Raw genomic sequence first — 17872 nt, 5'->3', positions numbered from 1 at the left:
ATAAAACGCAACAGGAACGGATAAACATGAAGAAAGTACTGACCGCAGCGCTATTAATGACTGCGCCATTTATGGCTAATGCGGGAGCCGATTTTGTAAAAGGCGACAAGACATTCGCAGGTGAAGCCGAGTTAGGTGCAACCTTAACCACAGGTAACACCGATACCTCATCCTATAAGGGCCGATTAAGCCTAAAACACGAGTTGGGCGACTGGGAAAACCAATATCTTTTAGAAGGTTTGTACAAAGAAGATACGGGTGAAGTGACGGCTAAACGTTATTTAGCAGGCGCCCAAGGCAACTATAAGATGACAGATCGCAGCTATCTGTTTGCCAACGCTAACTACGAAGTCGACCCTTTTACTGGTTATGACTACACAGTGTCAGGCGCGGCGGGTTATGGTCATAGACTCTATGACACCAGCAAGACCTTCCTCGATGTAGAAATCGGTCCCGGTTATATCTATCAACGTCTCGATTCAGAGCAAGCCGTGTTAGAAGGTACTGATTCGAATGACAGCGTGGTTGCCCACGGCGTGATCAACTTCGAAACAGAAATCACTGAAACTTCAAAATTCCAGCAACGCTTTGTGGCCGACTATGGTGAAAAATTAGATGCGCGTTCTGAAACTTCGCTTACCGCTAATATCATTGGCGCCTTAGCGATGAAGTTTGCCATTATTGTGCGCTACAACAGTGAACCATTGGATGATAAGAAGAGCACTGATACAGAAACTAATATGACCTTGCTCTATTCGTTCTAATCGATGTGATTGAAATCAACATAAAAGCACCGAGAGGTGCTTTTTTATTAGCTGTTTTTGGACTAACTTGAAACAAAGTTAGTTAATTCTTTATTAGTTGTATCTGTAGTTATACAAAAATTAATGTTGTAGACGCCCTTGGTTAACTTGAAATGCGTAGAAAGTTGCGTTTTGTCAAAATTTACACAGCCCGAGCTATGGTAATTTTCGAACTAATTTCCCTTACAGAGATCAACTTTGATGAAATTACAGCGGTGGTTTAAAAACAGTGGAGTGGTGCTATCTAGCCTATTCTGCGTTGCAATATTGAGTGGATTCTCACCAGCAGTTTGGGCTGTGACCGAAGGAGCAGAACGGCTCGATTTAACCGCTGCATCAGTGGGGTATATTGCCGTATGTGTCTTTGTGCTCGCCTATATCTTGGTGATGGCCGAAGAGGCACTGCACCTACGTAAATCCAAACCCGTGTTAGTAGCGGCTGGCATTATTTGGGGCATGATAGGTTTTGTGTATGTGCAAAATGGCATGTCGGAAGTTTCTGAGGCCGCCTTTAAGCACAATTTACTCGAATACGCCGAGTTATTACTCTTCCTATTAGTGGCGATGACTTATATCAATGCCATGGAGGAGCGAAACTTATTCGATGCGATTCGTGGCTGGTTAGTCGGGCGCGGTTTTAGCCTGCGAACCGTTTTCTGGCTGACGGGCTTTATGGCCTTCTTCATCTCGCCGGTGGCCGATAACTTAACCACAGCATTATTGATGTGTGCGGTGGTGATGAAGGTGGGCGCGGGGCAGCGTAAATTTATTACGCTGGCGTGTATCAACATTGTGGTCGCGGCAAATGCGGGCGGTGCCTTTAGTCCCTTTGGCGATATCACGACTCTAATGGTGTGGCAAAAAGGCTTAGTGCACTTTGCTGACTTCTTCCATCTGTTTATCCCCGCCTTAGTCAACTTCGCCTTACCTGCGGCGATTATGAGCGTGTTTATCCCAAGTTATGTGCCTGAGCCTGAAAAAGAGCAGGTGTACACTAAACCCGGCGCTAAACGTATCGTGGCGCTTTTCTTGCTGACGATTGCTACCGCGGTGTGTGCTCACTCCTTCTTTGGTATGCCGCCAGTGCTTGGGATGATGACGGGCCTAGGCTTCTTACAGTTCTTTGGTTATTACCTACGTAAGACTTTCGACAAATCCGTTGCCCGTGAGCGTGCTAAGGCGGAGTTACGCCGCGATGAGCAACGGCTACAACAGCTCGGCAGCGTGGTGCCCTTCGACGTTTTTAGCCGGATCTCCCGCGCCGAATGGGATACCTTACTGTTTTTTTATGGCGTGGTCTTATGTGTGGGTGGCCTAGGGTTTATGGGCTATTTAAGCTTAGTGTCAGAGGCGATGTATTCTCACTGGGATGTGACCTATGCCAACGTGGCTATCGGTCTGCTGTCTTCGGTTGTCGATAATATTCCGGTGATGTTTGCTGTGTTGACCATGAATCCTGAGATGGCCCTCGGCCAATGGTTGCTAGTGACTTTAACTGCGGGCGTCGGGGGCAGTTTGTTGTCTATCGGCAGTGCGGCAGGGGTGGCATTGATGGGACAGGCGAGGGGGATTTACACCTTTGGCGCCCATTTACGTTGGACTCCTGTGATCGCCTTAGGTTATATCGCCAGTATTCTAGTACATATGTGGCTCAATGCAGCAATGTTCTAAAAACAAATGAAACACAATGTATCTGTGTTTATTTGTAGCATTAAATGTTTTATTGATGAGATTCACAGATTATTCATCTGCTCCTGTTAGGTGGCATTAAGATCACTGCGTTGTTTTAGTTCAAATTGTATACTCGGCCTCAAGTAATATGATGAAAGAGGCCGAGATGCAAATAGGCGCTTGTTGGTTTAATGCACAGGAACAAGTGCTGGTTGATTCGGCTTCGGGACGCAGCTGGTTATTAAGTACGGATGAATTTCAAATACTTTCTCTGCTGAGTGCACAGCGCGGCAAAGTCGTCTCTCGCATGGAGTTGCAGCAGGCTATTAAGCCGAACCTTAAATTGTCGATGCGTGCCGATGATTTGCTCAATAGCACTATTCGCCGCTTAAGGTTGTTTCTCGGTGATGATGCGGCACAGCTGTTGGTCAGTGTTGCCAATCAAGGGTATATCCTCTACGCCACGCCTCGAAAGCATTCACGTACTGAGCTTAACTCGCCCCTATTCAAACTGAGTATGCCGCAGTTTATGTTGCTGATGCTCTTGACCTTGGCAACCCTGTTTTGGGTCGGCTCTCGTATCTCCCATCCCACAAGTATTGCACCCAATTATGCAAGGCAATTACCTATGCATAATGGTGATTTTTCGGAGATACAATTCTATACGGGGCAGCCGACGGACCATTCAATGAAACCCTTAGTCGAGCATTTTTTGACACAGGTTTCGGCTTGTTCAGTGTTTCCTTGGCAATCCATCGCGGCGACCATTTCAACGGATCAGAAATTTGTGAGTCTAGTGCTAAAAAATGAAGATGCCGACGGACTGAAATTCGAAACCATCAAGATGATGTCAGAGGATTTTAATATCGATGTGATTGATGAGTTATGGCTAAAAATGGTGGGGATCTGTGCTTAAGTTTTCTGATTTAACGGCGAAGACCCATAGGTTGCGTTTATGGCATGTGATTGGGAGCGTTGTGGTTTTATCCGGCATAGTGTTGGGCTCTTACTCGATGAGCTTTAATAGCAAACAACTTAATTTGAGCTGCCAGGCTAAGCTGTACCAATCGCCTTTTATAGCCGAATCACTACCAGCATTTAGCCAAACCTTAGCCCTCGATGTGGCGATAGAGGCTAATCGCGCCAAGTTAACCTATAGCTATGTGCAGGATGGACAAGATTTGGCGGCACTGATTTACCGTGGGAAAGTTAGCGCCTTAGAACCAGGCACTATGACTTATAAGTTGAATTTAGACCAAGCTAATTTGAAAATGGATCTATTGCAAACCGAAATGCCCGAGTTAATGCGTACTGAAGTACAAAAATCCCGCAAAGCTTTATTTGAGCAAGGCAGAATGAGTTTCAATATGCAGATTGTGGACATGGATTCCTTAAATGATTACGTGTTGATCAAGTTCTATCCCAGCGGTCATTTATGGGCCTGTAAGAGTCATTAATTTACACAATGAAAAGGCATCCAACTGGATGCCTTTTTTTGGAGGCGATGAGAGGGGGTGTTACTGTGTCACGACTGGGGTGTCACTTGGACTAATGTCAGCTCGTTATTGGCCTTAGCACCATAGATCTGAATAGCGACTTTGATTTGGGACACTGCGCCGCTGGGATCCTGTTGCTGCCAATCGAGTCCTGCGATTTCAAACTGATATTGGCCACTCTTTACTTCGGTCAATTGACCTGTGCATTCACCTTGGCTCTGGCAGCGATAGCTTTGGGTCACGTGCCAGCGTTTCCATGCCTTAGGATTAGCAGAGGCCTTATCTTTGTTCGGAAAGCCAAAGTAATAAATGTCATAGCTTTTAGCGGCGGTAATAGCCACCTGATTAGCATCGGTCAGTGAAAAGACTAAGCTGCCGGTGTTGGGATCAAACTGATCGACGGCCAGATTAATCTGAGTCGCGTCCTTGATACTCACCGTGGTTTCGACCGGTGGCGGCGGAGGCGTAACTTCCTCGGATTTATCATCGTCACTACCACAACCGACAAGGGCGAGTGTACCTAGGGTTAATGCGAGTAATGGGTATTTCATCACCGCCTCCTTAATTGAAGTGTCCAGTGTGGCAAGTGGTGCATTCCATATCGGTTTTAACACTTGCCGCCGAACCTAAGGTGCTGGTGCTGCCGTGGCACACTTGGCAATCTTGCGCTTCCAGTGATGGTTTGCTGCCGGGCAGGGCACCAATATTCTCACCCTGATAAGCTCGGTTTAAGAGTTCTACCAAGTAATAGGCCATGGATGCCGATAGACGATAGCAACGTTCACCTTTCTTGGCGAAGGGCAGGCCTGAGGCCCTTGACCAGTTACTAATGGAGGAGTGGCATAGCACGCTCATTGCCTTTGAGGAGCTGCCCACTAGGGCGGTTTTTTCTGCTGTCGAGCCGATACCTGCAACGAACTCGGGAGTTGATAGTGGCAATGTGGTGTTTTCATAGTAACGGAAGGTATTGGCGATAACCGCGCTATTTTGGCCGTTAATATCATCTAAGATATTGACTAACATGCCGATGGCGTTGAGGTTGCCACAAAGTGTGCCTTGGCCTGTGACCCCTGCAAAACCATAGCCTGCGAGGGCTGTGGGAATGGTTTTGAATTTGTCCGCATCGGCACTATTAGATTGCGCTAGCATAGTGATAACCGAATGAAACACTTGGTGCATACAGCCGCCACCAGTCTCGTAGGCGAGTTTTGCGGTAGCCATAGGATCGAGTGGCGCATATTTAAGTTTTTCCCCGAGGGCTAATTGATATTGACCATCGGCATTGGTCGCTGCAAATGCTGACGTCCCCATTAAAGTGGCGCCCGCTGCCGCCGTACTGATACCGATAATGCGAGTTAATGCTTGGCGTCGATTAATGCTCATCATGAATATCCTCTTTTATTAATTGCTTTTATTTATCAATCAGTAACCATTGGTTGATGACATCATTCTAGAAATCTCAGCAATAAATAGTGTGATTTGCGGCAGGGGATATTTCGCGGCCTAAAATGAAGGGCTGTGACAGGTTATCAATCGTTTTAGTTGGTGGTTGTAGGGTGGTTTTGTAGAGGCTTTCGATTTCAATTTGCGCCAGTGCACATTATTTGTGTCATTTATGTAAATTTACGCGTATTTATCATCGAGCTATGTCGCTACAAATGGCATTTATTGCTGTGAGCTAACGCAGATTTTTATTTTATTGCGATCCCCTTGCGGGCTGGTTCACGAAATTTAACTATTTGCCACCTTGGGTTAACGGGATCACAGTAATCATTAGCAGCCTTGCATAGACTTAATTCGATGATTTTATAGGTTGGAGTTTTGATGATGCAGGTGGGGGGCTGTTGGTTTGATCGTGAGCGGGGCTTACTGATCGAACAGGCTCGTGATGAATCTTGGCACCTTCCCCGTGCCGAGTTGCAAGTGTTGAGCCTATTGGTTGAGCATCAAGGCAAACTGGTCTCCAAGCATGAGCTGAAGACTGGCGATGGGGAACACCCTCCACTCACTGACACATCGTTAGCACGGGCGGTATTTATGATCCGCTCCTTCCTTGGTCCGCAATATGAAGGACTGATCGAAACCGTCAAAGGCCAAGGCTACCTGCTGCACAGTACTCAGGGACAAAGGCTTAACAGCTTACGCTATCCTAAATTGCTCTCTTTACCTTGGTGGAGTGTATTACTCGTCTTTAGCTTTATGCTGGCAATTTCAGGTTTTTATCTTAGCCGTATCGACCACAGCGTCCCGACTCAACCTTTGCTCTCTACCGATTTACCCTTAGCATCGGGCCAACATATCCGGCTGCATTTATATGCCAACTCGAAAACCAACAATACCCTATTGTTTGAGTTAGGCGATCGCTTAGGCCAAGGGCTGAGTCGCTGCGGCCACAGTGATTGGTCAGAGGTTTACTCCTCACTTTCCCATGATAAACAGGTGCTTAACATTACCATGCGGGGTTATAAACTCGGGCAGTCGGTGATCCGCAACTTAAAGATCAGTGACTTTAGACGCCCGAAGGAATTTATCGATGCAAACTGGCTGTTGGAGGTCGGGATCTGTGGCTAAGTGGCTTAAGTGGACGATAAATCTGACCATACTCTCGGCGCTGATCGTCGCCTGTGGCGTGATTTACCTGCAATCTGTCTCCAATAAAGCGGTGATCTTAAACTGCAGCTCCGAGCTTTTTGACCGCCATACGCAGAAAGTGGACGATGGTAAATTCTATTTATTGGTCGATGTATTAATCTCGGCGGGGAATGCACAGATCAATTACCGCTATTTTAACCTCGATGGCTCGAGTGCGGGGGCGATTCTGATGCAGGGCGAGGTCAAGAGCATGGAGCTCAATCGCATGACTTACAATGTCTCGGTCAAAACCAAGACTGAGTCCGAAGACGTCGATAAAAAGTATTGGCCCGAACATATGAAATACCTTTCCTACATCAGCAGCCTGCATTTTAGTGAATCTGGTCGACACAATCTCAGTATTGAAGTGTTAGACAGTGATACGAATCAAGACTATGCGGTTGTCTTGTTTCAACCGAGTAACACAGTTTGTGGCTGCCGAATCGTCAATAGCCGAATTTAATCAGTGAATTTGCCGCGCTTTCGGTTTAGATTATATTTTCCATGGTGTTAATGCCGACTCTTCCATCTCAATCATAAGGTTGTTGTGTTTAAGATACGTGTCAAACAAGAAGAATCCCTGTCGATTAAGTTCAGCCATCAGATGGAAAAGGGCGATAATCGTCAGCTCGATCTCTATTTCTTTCTACCAAAAGAGATGGGGATAGGCGCGCACACCTTAAACGAAGAAGAGTATTACCACAGCGCGATAGTGGGGCGCCGCTCCTACTACTCCGAAGGCCTGCACTTGCCACTGGTGCAAGGGCGTTTCGCCAGTATGAATCGTCGCACTGTGGAAGAATTTAGGTTGTACTTAAACCTGTTTGCCTACCAGTTTGCTGTCGCGGTCGAAAACGATGTTAAAGAACTCAATCGCATCGCCGATGTGGAGCACTTTTATCTCGCGCTCGATGAACTGCGCGAGCAGGTGACGCAACTGCTGAAAAAGTTTCGCCGTAACGAGCCGGGCGATCCTAAATGGAAATCCTATTTTGAGAACGCCGATAACTATCTCTCCTGGTTCTGCGAGCAGCAACTGCTAAAAGTGCTCGCCCATGCGACCCGTACCAGTGATTTTGCCGACATTCAAGAACGGGTACTAACCCTGTGCCGCAACGAATGCGCATATCGCGATGCTAATAACTATAACTCGGCGCAGACCAAGCAAGACCCCAACCGGATTTCGAATAAGATGCTGTTATTGAGGCGTTTAATTCAGCAAGGGGTGGTACTCAAAGAAGAGCTAAAACCGCTGGGGATTGGTCTTAAAAAGTTTACGACTGGACTTGCGACCGCATTGGTGATGTTGGTGGTATCGGCACTCATCATCGAAGCGCAGGGCGTCTTTAGCGGTTTTACTATTGCATTGGTGCTGACGCTGGCGGTGATATACGGATTTAGGGAAATCTTTAAGGACGATGTGCGTAATGCTATGTGGCGCTTTATTCAGCGTGGTCGGCCGCGCTGGAGCCGCATCTTAAGGGATACCACCAGTCAGTCGGTGATCGCTAAGCAATTAGTGTGGCTCGAATTTATGCGGTCACAGGACTTGCCTGACAAGGTCAACGAAATCCTAAAGCAACGGCATAGCCAGAATAAGGTCGATGCCGAAATTCTGCATTACAAGATTGCGACTCGGGTAAATCACGGCGAGTTTCAGGCGGGTTACTCGACCATACAAGAGCAAGTGAACTTTAGTTTTGTGCCTTTTGCCCGCTACTTAGAGCGGGGCAAGGCCAAGATTTATAAGGAACTTGAGGGGAAAATCAGCCATGAGTCGGTCGAGCGGCGCTACCAAGTGAATCTGATTTTAGTGCTGCGAGATGGCCGCGAAGAGCCGGAATACGCCCGCTATAAAATTACCATGAACCGCTCTGCCATTATCGAGATCACCCAAAGTCAGCTACCCGACTCCTTTAACCCGCCAGCTAAGGTTGGTGACGAGTAAAGGCCTGGCCGATATTCTGATCGTTATTCTGTTTAGCCCGTTTGAGCGCCAGTTCGGCATTGCTGAGATATTGCTCTAGGCTTTGTCCTTCCTGATAGCTCGCTATCCCTATGCTGATACCTTCACCTAGGCCATTGCTGTTAAGCTTCTCTATGGTATTGAGCGCGAAGTGATGCGCTGCTGTGGCATCGGTGTCTGGCAATAACAGCAGCAGTTTGCCGAGTTGCCAATGGAGAATTTGATAATGGGTTGGGATTTCAAGCAGCAGTTGTACTTCCACTTCCTGCTGGCGAGTCTCGAGTTGGTCGATATCACTCATATGGCTGAGTAAGCCTTCTGGGTTGATGTCCATTACCAGCAGACTTGAATGGTTGCGGCTTTGGGGCGATAGAGAAGCAAAATAGCGTTCTAAATCGGATAGATGTTGCAAAATGGTGCTGCGGTGCGGCACAAAGCTGCGAGGTTCGGCTCCCCTTAGGCTATCGGCGGCTTGTTCTAAGGTACAGATGATGTAATCAATCTCACCGTCGGCGGCCACATGGCCCTTGAGTGTTGCCTGTAAACAATTGGAATGGCGCAGATTGGGTGAGCATAGGATCTGCCCTTGCCATTGCCCTTGCATGCTGATTTGTGCGGTGATCCGCTGCCATTGGTTACCCAGGTCGTTAGCGAGCAGAGAAGCTAAATCATGGTTTAAGTCGCCATTAAGCTGCATTAATTGATCGAACACCGGATTGATTTTTATCAACTTACCATTGGCGTCTGTTAACGCAGTGGCCACAGTGGTATCGCAGAGTAAGTCGCTTAGGAAGGCTTGATTCTGGCAATCGAGCATAGCGCTAATATCTTCGAGGGATACAAGCATATGAGGTAAACCGCGTCCCAACCTCGGAGCTTGGCGCACGCAAACGCTAAGCCTTGAGCCCTTATCATTCAGCGACAGCTTGCCTTGCCACTCACCCTGTCGATGCACTTCATCTAGCATTTGGGTGTAGGTGAGATCATCAAGGTTAAGTGCGCGCTGTAGGCTGCGGTCTGTGAGCTCATCCTGTGGCACCTGAGTCGCTTCGGCCGCCTTAGGGTTAGCACTGATAATCCGTGCTTGTTCATTGGCGAGAATAAAGCCAATGTCACTGTTAAATAATGCATTGGCCACATCGATACTATATTGACGCGAGCGATACTGCAGGCGATACATATGGCTGAGTAAGATCACCCAAGCTGCCAGTAAGGTCAGAATCAGTGCGGCGACGATGACGATGTTTTGCCATTGGGAAAACTTAGAGGCGATGTCGGTATTACGAATATAAGAGAGTAAAAAATACTCGCGACGCAGTTCTGGTTGATTGGTTAACTCGACTTTGAGGTACACGAAGGTGGCGTCTTCACCATGGAATTGGCCAAAGTTGCTCATCGACATTTCCCGCCACAGCGCCGGATAAGTCTGGCGTAAACTGGCGCCTAAGGTATCGGGAATATGGGTTAAGGGCGCTAGTTCGCTCACGCCGGCATAGAGTAAGCCTTGGGTATCCAGTACAAGCATGGGCGATTTATTACTTGAAAATGCAGGTTTTATTGCTTCTAGCATCTGCACAATCGAGTTGTAGGTAATGAGGTAACCCAGAGAGCTTTGATCGGTTTTTTCAAGCCAGGTCATTTGGTACATGTAAGGTTCTAGCATGCCATTAAGTGGCACAAACTCTAAGGGCGAGGTGAAGACCTCTTTGCCGCCTAAATTGCGGCTCGAACCTAACAGGGCGGCGGGGAGCGCATCCTGACTAAAGTTTGAGGGGGTCGCAAACTTATAATTGCCTTGGGGATCGAAAAGGGCAATGCCGAGGAGTTCGGGAATATGCTGTACTAGTTCCTGCCAGCTTTCCTGTAATTTTTGCTGAGACGAAGCGGTAGGATTTTTCAGATACTGCTTGAGCAGTTCATCCTTGGCAAATAACTGAGTTCGAAATTGCTGGAAGGCGACCTTATCTGTGATCAGTGTGCCTATGGTTTGTAATTCGCTATATCTTTGGGTTGCCCATTCTTCCTGTAAACGGCGCTCACCTAAGGTTATGATTAAGTTGGTTAAAATAATCATACCTATCACCAGCATCGACAACTGGCTCGCGACAGCCAACATGCGTTGGTGAGACCAATGCAGCCCTTGGGTTAATGATCGTAATGGCGCGAGTGGATGTAGGCTTGGATTCTTTTTCAGCATGGGCCGATTTTGGGTTGATGAGCTGTTAATTAGGCTATGTTAACACGAATGAAATGTTACGACAGTGGCAAGTTGCTCGGCGACAGTTTATCCCGAGCAGTGAATCAACCCAATAGAGACTAAGCCAGTCTATTAGCCAAGCGCGCCCAGTACTCTGTGTTTAAACTCGCAGCCTGCGGCGAGCACTTGTTCGCGGCAAAGATCGATGTCGACCCCTTCTAATCCCTCAATCGCCGAGACTTGTACCCGTTCAATGTAATGGGGGGCGAGGGCGATAAAGGCATTCACGGCGGCGTAGGAGCCCGCAAGTTTAGGGCGGCAATGTTGGTTATAGGCGGCTTCATTGTCGGCATTGAGGGAAATGGATAAAGCATCCACACATTCCGCCAGTTCTGGCAGAATGTTACGTCTGTGAACCAGATTGCCTAAACCATCGGTATTAATCCGCACGCGCCCACCATGGCGCTTGATTTCCTTGGCGACGGCCAATAGGGTCGGCAGATTCATGGTCGGTTCACCGTAACCGCAGAACACATATTCCTCAAAGTCTTCCACCTTGCCTAATAGCGGGATGATTTCCTCTGGTTTCGGCTGGTGGGTCAATGCCAATTGGTACTCGTGGATTTGCTTACTGCCATTATGCTTAGGGCAAAAGGCGCAGCGCAGAGTGCAGCGTCCAGTGATATTCAGATAACGACTCTTGCGAATATCATAGACTAAGGTTTCGGTAGCACAGGTCTCATTGGTGCACACTTCTGCCGTAGTGTTGCCATTGGCTAAGGTTTCTGTGGCTGTGAGTGGTGCGGGGATGATTCGGGCAGGCTGTGAGTTTGGCATTCGATCTGTTTTCATACTATCGACTTTATTGGCATCTTGGCGGTCACTTAGGTTGAGTGTAACGAATGCGATCGCGGATAACTGCCACCTAGATCGCAAACGTGCTTTCCTATTAAGAATATGCCAGAGACAAAAAAGAGAGCCTAGGCTCTCTTTTTATCGGTATGACAGCAACCACTAATCCTGTTTATAGTCAGGTTTAAAGGCATCTAAGGAGACCTTGTGGCTTTCATTGGTATGTAAATGCCCCTCCAGAGATGCTTTGGGACGCCACCACCAGTGGTAAAAGCGACTGGCGGTACGTTTGATGTCATCGAGAATGATGTACAGCAAAGGCACCAGAATTAAGGTCACCACAGTCGAGAACAGGATACCGAAGGCGAGGGAGGTCGCCATGGGGATCACAATCTGCGCCTGTAAGCTACGCTCAAGAATAATAGGCACCAGACCGACGAAGGTAGTTAATGAGGTCAAGATAATTGCCCTAAAACGATAACATCCCGAGTCCACCGCTGCTTGTTTTATCGATAGTCCTTGCTCCCGTGCTCGGTTCACAAAGTCCACTAAGATCAAGGAGTCGTTTACCACCACTCCAGCGAGTGCGACGATACCACAGAGACTTAAGACGCTCATGGCAAGGCCTTGAACCAAATGTCCAAACAGCGCGCCGATAATCCCGAAGGGGATCACTGACATAATAATCAGTGGCTGACTGTAGGACTTGAGCGGTACCGCCATTAAGGCATAAATAGTAAACAGCGCAAAGAAGAAGCCCTGCATCAAACCGACCATGGCATTCTGCTCATCCAAACTGCCGCCATCGAGGGTGGTTTGGATCTTCGGATACTTGGCCTGTAACTGCGGCAGGTAATCCTTTTGGATCTCATTCACTACCTTGGAAGGCTCAACCTTGTGTTTGTTGGCATTCGCAATAATGGTAATCGCCCGCTTGCCATCGACACGGGTGATCGAGGCATAGGATTCACCTTTTTCGACCTCGGCCACGGTAGAGAAAGGCACCGACTTGCCCTGTGGCGTGCGGATCAACATGTTCTCAAGGTAGCCAACGGTACGGCGCTGTTCTAATGGGTAGCGCACCATGACTTTAATTTCTTCTTTATTACGCAAAATGCGTTGTGCTTCATAACCATAGAAGCCATAACGGACTTGGCGTGCTAAATCAGACAAGGTTAAGCCGAGTGCTTCGGCTTCTGGGCGGATCTTTAAACGGATCTCATGGCTGCCCGAGGAGAAGTTATCGGCAATATCATACACACCTTCGTAGGTGGCGAGCTTTTGCTTTAGCTCACTGGCGGCTGCGGATAGTTCTTCTAAATCACTTGAGGTCAATCTAAAGGAAATATCGCCACCGCCGCCTCCGTTACCGCTGGCATTGAAATCGAGTTTCTTCACCGACAGTAATTCGGGCAATTGTTCGCGCCATGCGGCGGCAATCGTCTCGCCATCCACGTCCCTGTCTTCGCCCTTGGTAAGTTCAGCAAAGATAAAGGCGGAGGTGCGGGAGCTCATGTTGATAAAGCTGTGCTTCACCACTTCGCTGCCGTTGTCTTTCTCCATTTTGGCGTTCATCTTGTACAGGGCTTCTTCGATATCCTGCACCACCTTGAGGGTATTCTGCTCTGAGCTGCCCTCATCCATCTCCAATTGTACCTGGATAAAGTCCGATGGAATATCGGGGAAGAACACCCAGCGCACTTTGCCGCTGACGACTAAGGCTATGGATAAAATCAACACACCGATAAAGGCCGCGACCACGTTGTAGCGGTGTTGGATACAGCGCTCGAGGAAGTTGCGATAACTGTGGTGAATAAAATGCTGAACGCGATTGTTAAATCTGTCCTTAAAGCGACCAAAGAAACCCGTGGGTTCTCCCGGTTTTCTAAACTTCATATGGGCTAAGTGCGCTGGCAGGATAAATTTAGATTCCACCAGTGAAAATGCCAGACACATGATGACCACCATGCCGATGGATTTCCAAATAATCCCCATGGGACCAGAAACCATCAACATAGGAATAAAGGCGGCGATAGTGGTTAATACCCCGAAGGTTGCGGGCATGGCTACCTTTTGCGCGCCGCGTATCACATTGTCAATCGAGTGTCCGTGCCGTTCGACCTCACTGTAGGCGCTTTCGCCTATCACAATCGCATCGTCGACCACTATCCCCAAGACCAGAATAAAGGCGAACAGGGTCAGCATGTTGATGGTCATGGAGAAAGGTTCCAGCGGCATGATGAGCATAGTGCCGAGGAAACACACGGGTAAGCCCATCATCACCCAGAAGGCGAGTTTGAGATCGAGGAACAGGGCTAAGATCACAAACACCAACAGGGCGCCATAGAACATGTTCGACATCATCATGTTTAAGCGGCCCTTGAGGTAGTGGGTTAAATCTCCCCAAGTATCTAATTTGGCGTTAGCTGGCAGGGTTGCACGGCGTTTCTCGACATAGTCTTTGACCTGCTGAGCAATATCAAGAGCGTTTTGATCGTTGACACTGGTCACCTCAATAATGGCCGCAGGCTTGCCGTTAAAGCGGGTGTACTCTAAACGTTCTTCAAAATCGTCCTTAATGGTCGCGACTTGGGGCAGCATCACCCGGCTACCATCGGCGCGGGTGGTCACCACGATATTGGCAAAGTCATCGCCAGTATAGGCTTGGCCTTTTGTACGCAGCAGAATGTCGCCATCTTCGGCACGAATCGAGCCGCCAGGCAAGTCGATAGAAGAGTTTTGTACCGCTATCGCGACTTGGGAGAAGGTTAAACCGTATTCCCGCAGCTTATCTTCCGAGACTTCAATACCGATTTCATAGTCGCGCACACCTGTAACTTTGGCACGGGTAACGGCGGGGAGCTGGGTCAAATCATCACGCACTGATTTGGCCAGCTCCTTCATATCGTGTAGTGACATATCACCGTAGACAGATACCCAAATCACGTTGTTTTCGGGTTCGATTTTGTAGATTTGCGGTTTTTCGATGTTCACCGGAAAGGTGGATATTGCGTCCAGTCGTAACTTGGTTTCGTCGAGTACGGTTTGCACGTCGTAGTCGTCTTCCACTTCGATCGTGATCGAACCAACGCCTTCACTGGCAACCGAGGTCACTTTTTTAATGCCGTTAATATCTTGGATGGCTTCTTCAATCTTAATGTTGATGCCTTCTTCAATTTCCTGTGGCGCAGCGCCCGGATAAGCAACGGTAATGCTCAATAAATTAAGATTGAAAGAGGGGAAAACCTCTTTATTGATCAGCAGAGTGCTAAATAGACCGCCAATCAGTAGCGCCCACATCAACAGGTTGGCTGCCACACTGTTGCGGGCAAACCAGGCTAAGATCCCTTTTTGAGTATCCATTAGTTAACTCCAGCGGCCGCAAGACTCGACTCAGGAGCATCTTCCTTAGGAGTGGGTGTCTGCACGGGTTTGGCATCTTCACCTATGATTTTGACCAACTGGCCATTCGCCATATTGCTAAAGTGAGTGATGGCAACGCGCTCACCAGTTTTTAAGCTGTCCTTGATAAACACATGTTCAAGATCGCTACGCACCACATTCACATGGCGCATCTCGACAATATTTTGATCGTTGATCAGGGCAACATGCTCATTGCGCACTACGTGGCGAGGCAGTTTGACTATACCATCGACGGTGCGCCCCTTAATTACGGCGTTGACAAAGCTGCCGTATTTCAGCGGTAAACTGCCTGGGGTTTTGTGCTCACGCAGGTAAGGGTCTTTAATCTCTGCCACGAGGTAAACCATGCGGTTATCGGCATCAATCACGCCTTCGCTGCGAATGATATTTCCCATCCAAGAGTTTTCCTTACCCGCCAAAGAGGCACTTAAGGTGACTTGGGTATCGGGATGATCGACAGATTCTAAATAGGCTAAATCATCGTTAGAAATAGGTAAGCGAATTTCCGCAATGCTAGTGTTGTACAGTTCACCGAGGTTAGTGCCGAGGGTGACATACTGGCCTAAATCGACATTTCGGGCCTTGATAATGCCGTCAAAGGGCGCGCGGATGACAGTGCGTTCTAAGTTACGTTGCGCGCGCGCCAGTGCCGCCTGGGCATATTTCACGTTGGCTTGTTCTTTTTTCAGCTGTGGAATGCGTAACCCCAGCTCTGGCGGCAAGCCTTTGTCATAGCCTTTGAACTCGATTTTAGCGACTTCGCCACGGGCGATTTCTTCATTAAGCGCCGCAGTTGCCTGAGCCAAAGTGGCTTCGGCTTGCATGAGATCGGCTTCGTAATCCGAAGGCTCGATTTGGGCTAATTGGTCACCTTTTTTCACTATGCCACCGGCCACAAATTGCGGTGAAATGCTCAGCATCCGCCCTTGAACTTCGGTCACCAGTTGCGTCTTATATTTAGGAGTGACGACGCCGTAGGAAGGAAGATTAAGCGATACCGTTTGCTGCTCAACCTGCGTGACATCCACGATAGGTACAGGCATTTCTTCGGGTTTCTGTTCGGGAGCTTCCTTGGTTGACATCAGTGCAAACGCGCCAACAACAAATAACAGCAGTATAAACAGGGGAGATAATCTCCTGAGTAAAGTTTTCATCATATGATTGTTACATCCGTGCTAAATCGCTTAATGCGCCTAAAGTATCAGAGTCGAGCGGCGCAATAAATTTATTTTTGTAAATAAAATGTGTCGAAAGGTGATCTCGAATGCTGTATGGCTGAGCTATTGTCGTACTTAGCCTATTATCACCTCAATTTGTTGGTGTTAGAGTGGCTTAAGTGTTGCGGGTTCCATCGGTATCGAAATCAAATGAAGTCGTTTGCCCATAAAAAAAGCCGCATCATGCGGCTTTTCTAGTGCAAGTCTTATTGTTTCTTGCGGGCGATTTTACTGGCCTTTTTCGCGGCCTCTTTCTTGCTGGTTCGCTTCGCCGCTTCTTTGGCTTTCACTTTAGCCTTTTTCTTGGTGGGGACTCGTGCCTCTTTGTGCTGAGGTCGAAGTTCCTCAATGATACGGCGCTTAAGCGGTTGTTCGATATAACGCTCAATCTTACCAACAATACGCATATCATGGGCTTCGGCTAAGGAAATTGCCGTCCCTTTCGCGCCAGCACGGCCAGTACGGCCAATACGATGAATATAAGTATCGGCAGAGCGTGGCATATCGAAGTTGATCACGTGGCTGATATCGTCGATATCGATACCGCGGGCGGCCACATCTGTTGCGAGTAACACGTTCACTTCGCCTTTAGTAAATCGACTTAAGGCTTGGAAGCGTTTCTTCTGTTCCATGTCGCCGCGCATAAAGGCGCAGGGAATGCCGGCTTTAAGTAATTGGCCTTCAAGGCTTGAAACGATATCGCGAGTTTTCACAAACACGATGGCGCGTTTCACATCTTCCTGCTTTAGCAGATGGCACAGCAGGGCAAATTTATGGTCTTTATCGTCGGCAAGGTGGATCCATTGGTGGATCTTGGCCTTCTCTTTGCGCGGTGCATCGACGTCGATTTCGATCGGGTCGTTAAGCACTTCGCGGGCAAAACGGATAACGCCACTACCTTCGAGGGTCGCCGAAAACAGCATATTTTGCTTGCGATCTTGAGCTTCGAGCGCAATGGCCTTAACCACCGCAGAAAATCCCATATCGAGCATACGGTCGGCTTCGTCGATGATCAGTATGTCTACTGATTCTGCGCTGAATTTGCCTTTATCTAAATACTCCATCAGACGACCTGGGGTCGCGACCAGAATATCGATATTGCTTTTTAAGGCTTCTTCTTGAGGCGCGTAGGGGACACCGCCAGTGATAATGGCAATATTTAGCCCTTGGTCTGTGGCTAAATGGCAGGCATAGCGGTGAATTTGACTCGCCAACTCTCGAGTTGGGGTGAGGATCAACACGCGTGCTTGGCCCGAATAACGGCGGGGGAAGTCGATTAAGTGTTGCAGTGCTGGCAATAAGAAACTGGCGGTTTTACCTGTACCCGTCGGGGCGCGCGCCAAAATATCCCGCTGCTCTAAGGCGTGTGGCAGGGTTTCTTGCTGGATGGTGGTGGGCGACAGGTGCCCCATGGCTTTAAGTGACTCTAATAAGCTAGGGTCAAGCTGAAAATCTTCAAATTGCATGCGCGGCGTCTCGACGAATAATAGCCAAGTATTATAAAGGTTATAGCCGTTAACTTAAATCATTTAATCGGATGGGGTTTACTTTTACGCGGTTTGGCCGATGAAGTACGGGTCTGCTCGCAGTAAGGCTAGCTGATGGCAGTCGTTAGA

At 48.2% G+C, this 17872-nt stretch carries 14 protein-coding genes; 7 read left to right on the top strand and 7 right to left on the bottom strand.

Features of this window, described 5'->3' with window-relative positions; all coding sequences use genetic code 11:
- Positions 1 to 26 precede the first annotated feature (26 nt).
- The 4 genes from ACK5NH_RS10570 to ACK5NH_RS10555 all read left to right on the top strand — a co-directional run bounded on the left by ACK5NH_RS10570 (position 27) and on the right by ACK5NH_RS10555 (position 3931).
- Positions 27 to 764, top strand: coding sequence for a DUF481 domain-containing protein (locus ACK5NH_RS10570; protein ID WP_416919913.1), 738 nt, complete (start codon positions 27 to 29; stop codon positions 762 to 764).
- 240 nt (positions 765 to 1004) lie between these two features.
- The gene (gene nhaD, locus ACK5NH_RS10565; protein WP_416919911.1) at positions 1005 to 2474 is read left to right on the top strand and encodes a sodium:proton antiporter NhaD; all 1470 of its coding nucleotides are present in this window, start codon (positions 1005 to 1007) and stop codon (positions 2472 to 2474) included.
- Between the two features lie 166 nt (positions 2475 to 2640).
- Entirely contained in the window at positions 2641 to 3390 is a 750-nt protein-coding gene (locus ACK5NH_RS10560; protein ID WP_416919909.1) for a winged helix-turn-helix domain-containing protein, read from the top strand.
- Positions 3383 to 3931 (top strand): hypothetical protein, encoded by a 549-nt coding sequence (locus tag ACK5NH_RS10555; protein WP_416919907.1) that lies wholly within the window; start codon positions 3383 to 3385, stop codon positions 3929 to 3931. Before ACK5NH_RS10560 ends, ACK5NH_RS10555 begins: the two co-directional genes overlap by 8 nt.
- 68 nt (positions 3932 to 3999) lie before the next feature.
- On the opposite strand, the gene ACK5NH_RS10550 is transcribed toward ACK5NH_RS10555, so the two are convergent.
- Together ACK5NH_RS10550 and ACK5NH_RS10545 are read right to left on the bottom strand one after the other, a co-directional pair.
- Positions 4000 to 4521: a hypothetical protein gene (locus tag ACK5NH_RS10550; protein ID WP_416919905.1), complete on the bottom strand. Its 522-nt coding sequence runs from the start codon at positions 4519 to 4521 to the stop codon at positions 4000 to 4002.
- Positions 4522 to 4531: 10 nt separating this feature from the next.
- Positions 4532 to 5353, bottom strand: a complete 822-nt coding sequence (locus ACK5NH_RS10545; protein WP_416919903.1) for a cytochrome C — start codon at positions 5351 to 5353, stop codon at positions 4532 to 4534.
- 444 nt (positions 5354 to 5797) lie between these two features.
- Here ACK5NH_RS10545 and ACK5NH_RS10540 point away from each other — a divergent pair, with 444 nt between their 5' ends.
- The 3 genes from ACK5NH_RS10540 (at position 5798) to ACK5NH_RS10530 (ending at position 8549) form a co-directional block, all read left to right on the top strand.
- Positions 5798 to 6541 carry a winged helix-turn-helix domain-containing protein gene (locus ACK5NH_RS10540; RefSeq protein ID WP_416920019.1) on the top strand — a complete coding sequence of 248 codons (744 nt, stop codon included), beginning with the start codon at positions 5798 to 5800 and terminating at the stop codon, positions 6539 to 6541.
- On the top strand, positions 6534 to 7064 hold the full coding sequence (locus tag ACK5NH_RS10535) for a hypothetical protein (RefSeq protein WP_416919901.1): 531 nt from the start codon (positions 6534 to 6536) through the stop codon (positions 7062 to 7064). The genes ACK5NH_RS10540 and ACK5NH_RS10535 overlap by 8 nt, the downstream gene beginning before the upstream one ends.
- Before the next feature lie 84 nt (positions 7065 to 7148).
- On the top strand, positions 7149 to 8549 hold the full coding sequence (locus ACK5NH_RS10530) for a hypothetical protein (protein ID WP_416919899.1): 1401 nt from the start codon (positions 7149 to 7151) through the stop codon (positions 8547 to 8549).
- On the opposite strand, the gene ACK5NH_RS10525 is transcribed toward ACK5NH_RS10530, so the two are convergent.
- The 5 genes from ACK5NH_RS10525 to srmB all read right to left on the bottom strand — a co-directional run bounded on the left by ACK5NH_RS10525 (position 8530) and on the right by srmB (position 17722).
- Entirely contained in the window at positions 8530 to 10764 is a 2235-nt protein-coding gene (locus tag ACK5NH_RS10525; protein ID WP_416919897.1) for a PAS domain-containing protein, read from the bottom strand. The two genes, ACK5NH_RS10530 and ACK5NH_RS10525, sit on opposite strands and share 20 nt — an antisense overlap.
- 132 nt (positions 10765 to 10896) lie before the next feature.
- Positions 10897 to 11601 (bottom strand): TatD family nuclease-associated radical SAM protein, encoded by a 705-nt coding sequence (locus ACK5NH_RS10520; RefSeq protein WP_416920017.1) that lies wholly within the window; start codon positions 11599 to 11601, stop codon positions 10897 to 10899.
- A 177-nt stretch (positions 11602 to 11778) separates the two neighbouring features.
- Positions 11779 to 14979 carry an efflux RND transporter permease subunit gene (locus ACK5NH_RS10515; RefSeq protein WP_416919895.1) on the bottom strand — a complete coding sequence of 1067 codons (3201 nt, stop codon included), beginning with the start codon at positions 14977 to 14979 and terminating at the stop codon, positions 11779 to 11781.
- Complete coding sequence (locus ACK5NH_RS10510) at positions 14979 to 16196, bottom strand: efflux RND transporter periplasmic adaptor subunit (protein ID WP_416919893.1); 1218 nt, start codon at positions 16194 to 16196, stop codon at positions 14979 to 14981. Before ACK5NH_RS10510 ends, ACK5NH_RS10515 begins: the two co-directional genes overlap by 1 nt.
- Before the next feature lie 266 nt (positions 16197 to 16462).
- Positions 16463 to 17722 carry an ATP-dependent RNA helicase SrmB gene (gene srmB, locus ACK5NH_RS10505; protein ID WP_416919891.1) on the bottom strand — a complete coding sequence of 420 codons (1260 nt, stop codon included), beginning with the start codon at positions 17720 to 17722 and terminating at the stop codon, positions 16463 to 16465.
- Positions 17723 to 17872: the final 150 nt, after the last annotated feature.

This window comes from Shewanella sp. (assembly GCF_047975355.1).
GTDB lineage: Bacteria > Pseudomonadota > Gammaproteobacteria > Enterobacterales > Shewanellaceae > Shewanella.
This window is presented reverse-complemented; position numbering and strand designations above follow the sequence as displayed.

Coding starts and splice junctions, on each gene's coding strand:
- ACK5NH_RS10550 (WP_416919905.1), bottom strand. CDS start 4,521: ATGAAATACCCATTACTCGCATTAACCCTAGGTACACTCGCCCTTGTC.
- ACK5NH_RS10525 (WP_416919897.1), bottom strand. CDS start 10,764: ATGCTGAAAAAGAATCCAAGCCTACATCCACTCGCGCCATTACGATCA.
- ACK5NH_RS10515 (WP_416919895.1), bottom strand. CDS start 14,979: ATGGATACTCAAAAAGGGATCTTAGCCTGGTTTGCCCGCAACAGTGTG.
- ACK5NH_RS10540 (WP_416920019.1), top strand. CDS start 5,798: ATGCAGGTGGGGGGCTGTTGGTTTGATCGTGAGCGGGGCTTACTGATC.
- ACK5NH_RS10520 (WP_416920017.1), bottom strand. CDS start 11,601: ATGCCAAACTCACAGCCTGCCCGAATCATCCCCGCACCACTCACAGCC.
- ACK5NH_RS10545 (WP_416919903.1), bottom strand. CDS start 5,353: ATGAGCATTAATCGACGCCAAGCATTAACTCGCATTATCGGTATCAGT.
- ACK5NH_RS10510 (WP_416919893.1), bottom strand. CDS start 16,196: ATGATGAAAACTTTACTCAGGAGATTATCTCCCCTGTTTATACTGCTG.
- ACK5NH_RS10560 (WP_416919909.1), top strand. CDS start 2,641: ATGCAAATAGGCGCTTGTTGGTTTAATGCACAGGAACAAGTGCTGGTT.
- ACK5NH_RS10570 (WP_416919913.1), top strand. CDS start 27: ATGAAGAAAGTACTGACCGCAGCGCTATTAATGACTGCGCCATTTATG.
- nhaD (WP_416919911.1), top strand. CDS start 1,005: ATGAAATTACAGCGGTGGTTTAAAAACAGTGGAGTGGTGCTATCTAGC.
- srmB (WP_416919891.1), bottom strand. CDS start 17,722: ATGCAATTTGAAGATTTTCAGCTTGACCCTAGCTTATTAGAGTCACTT.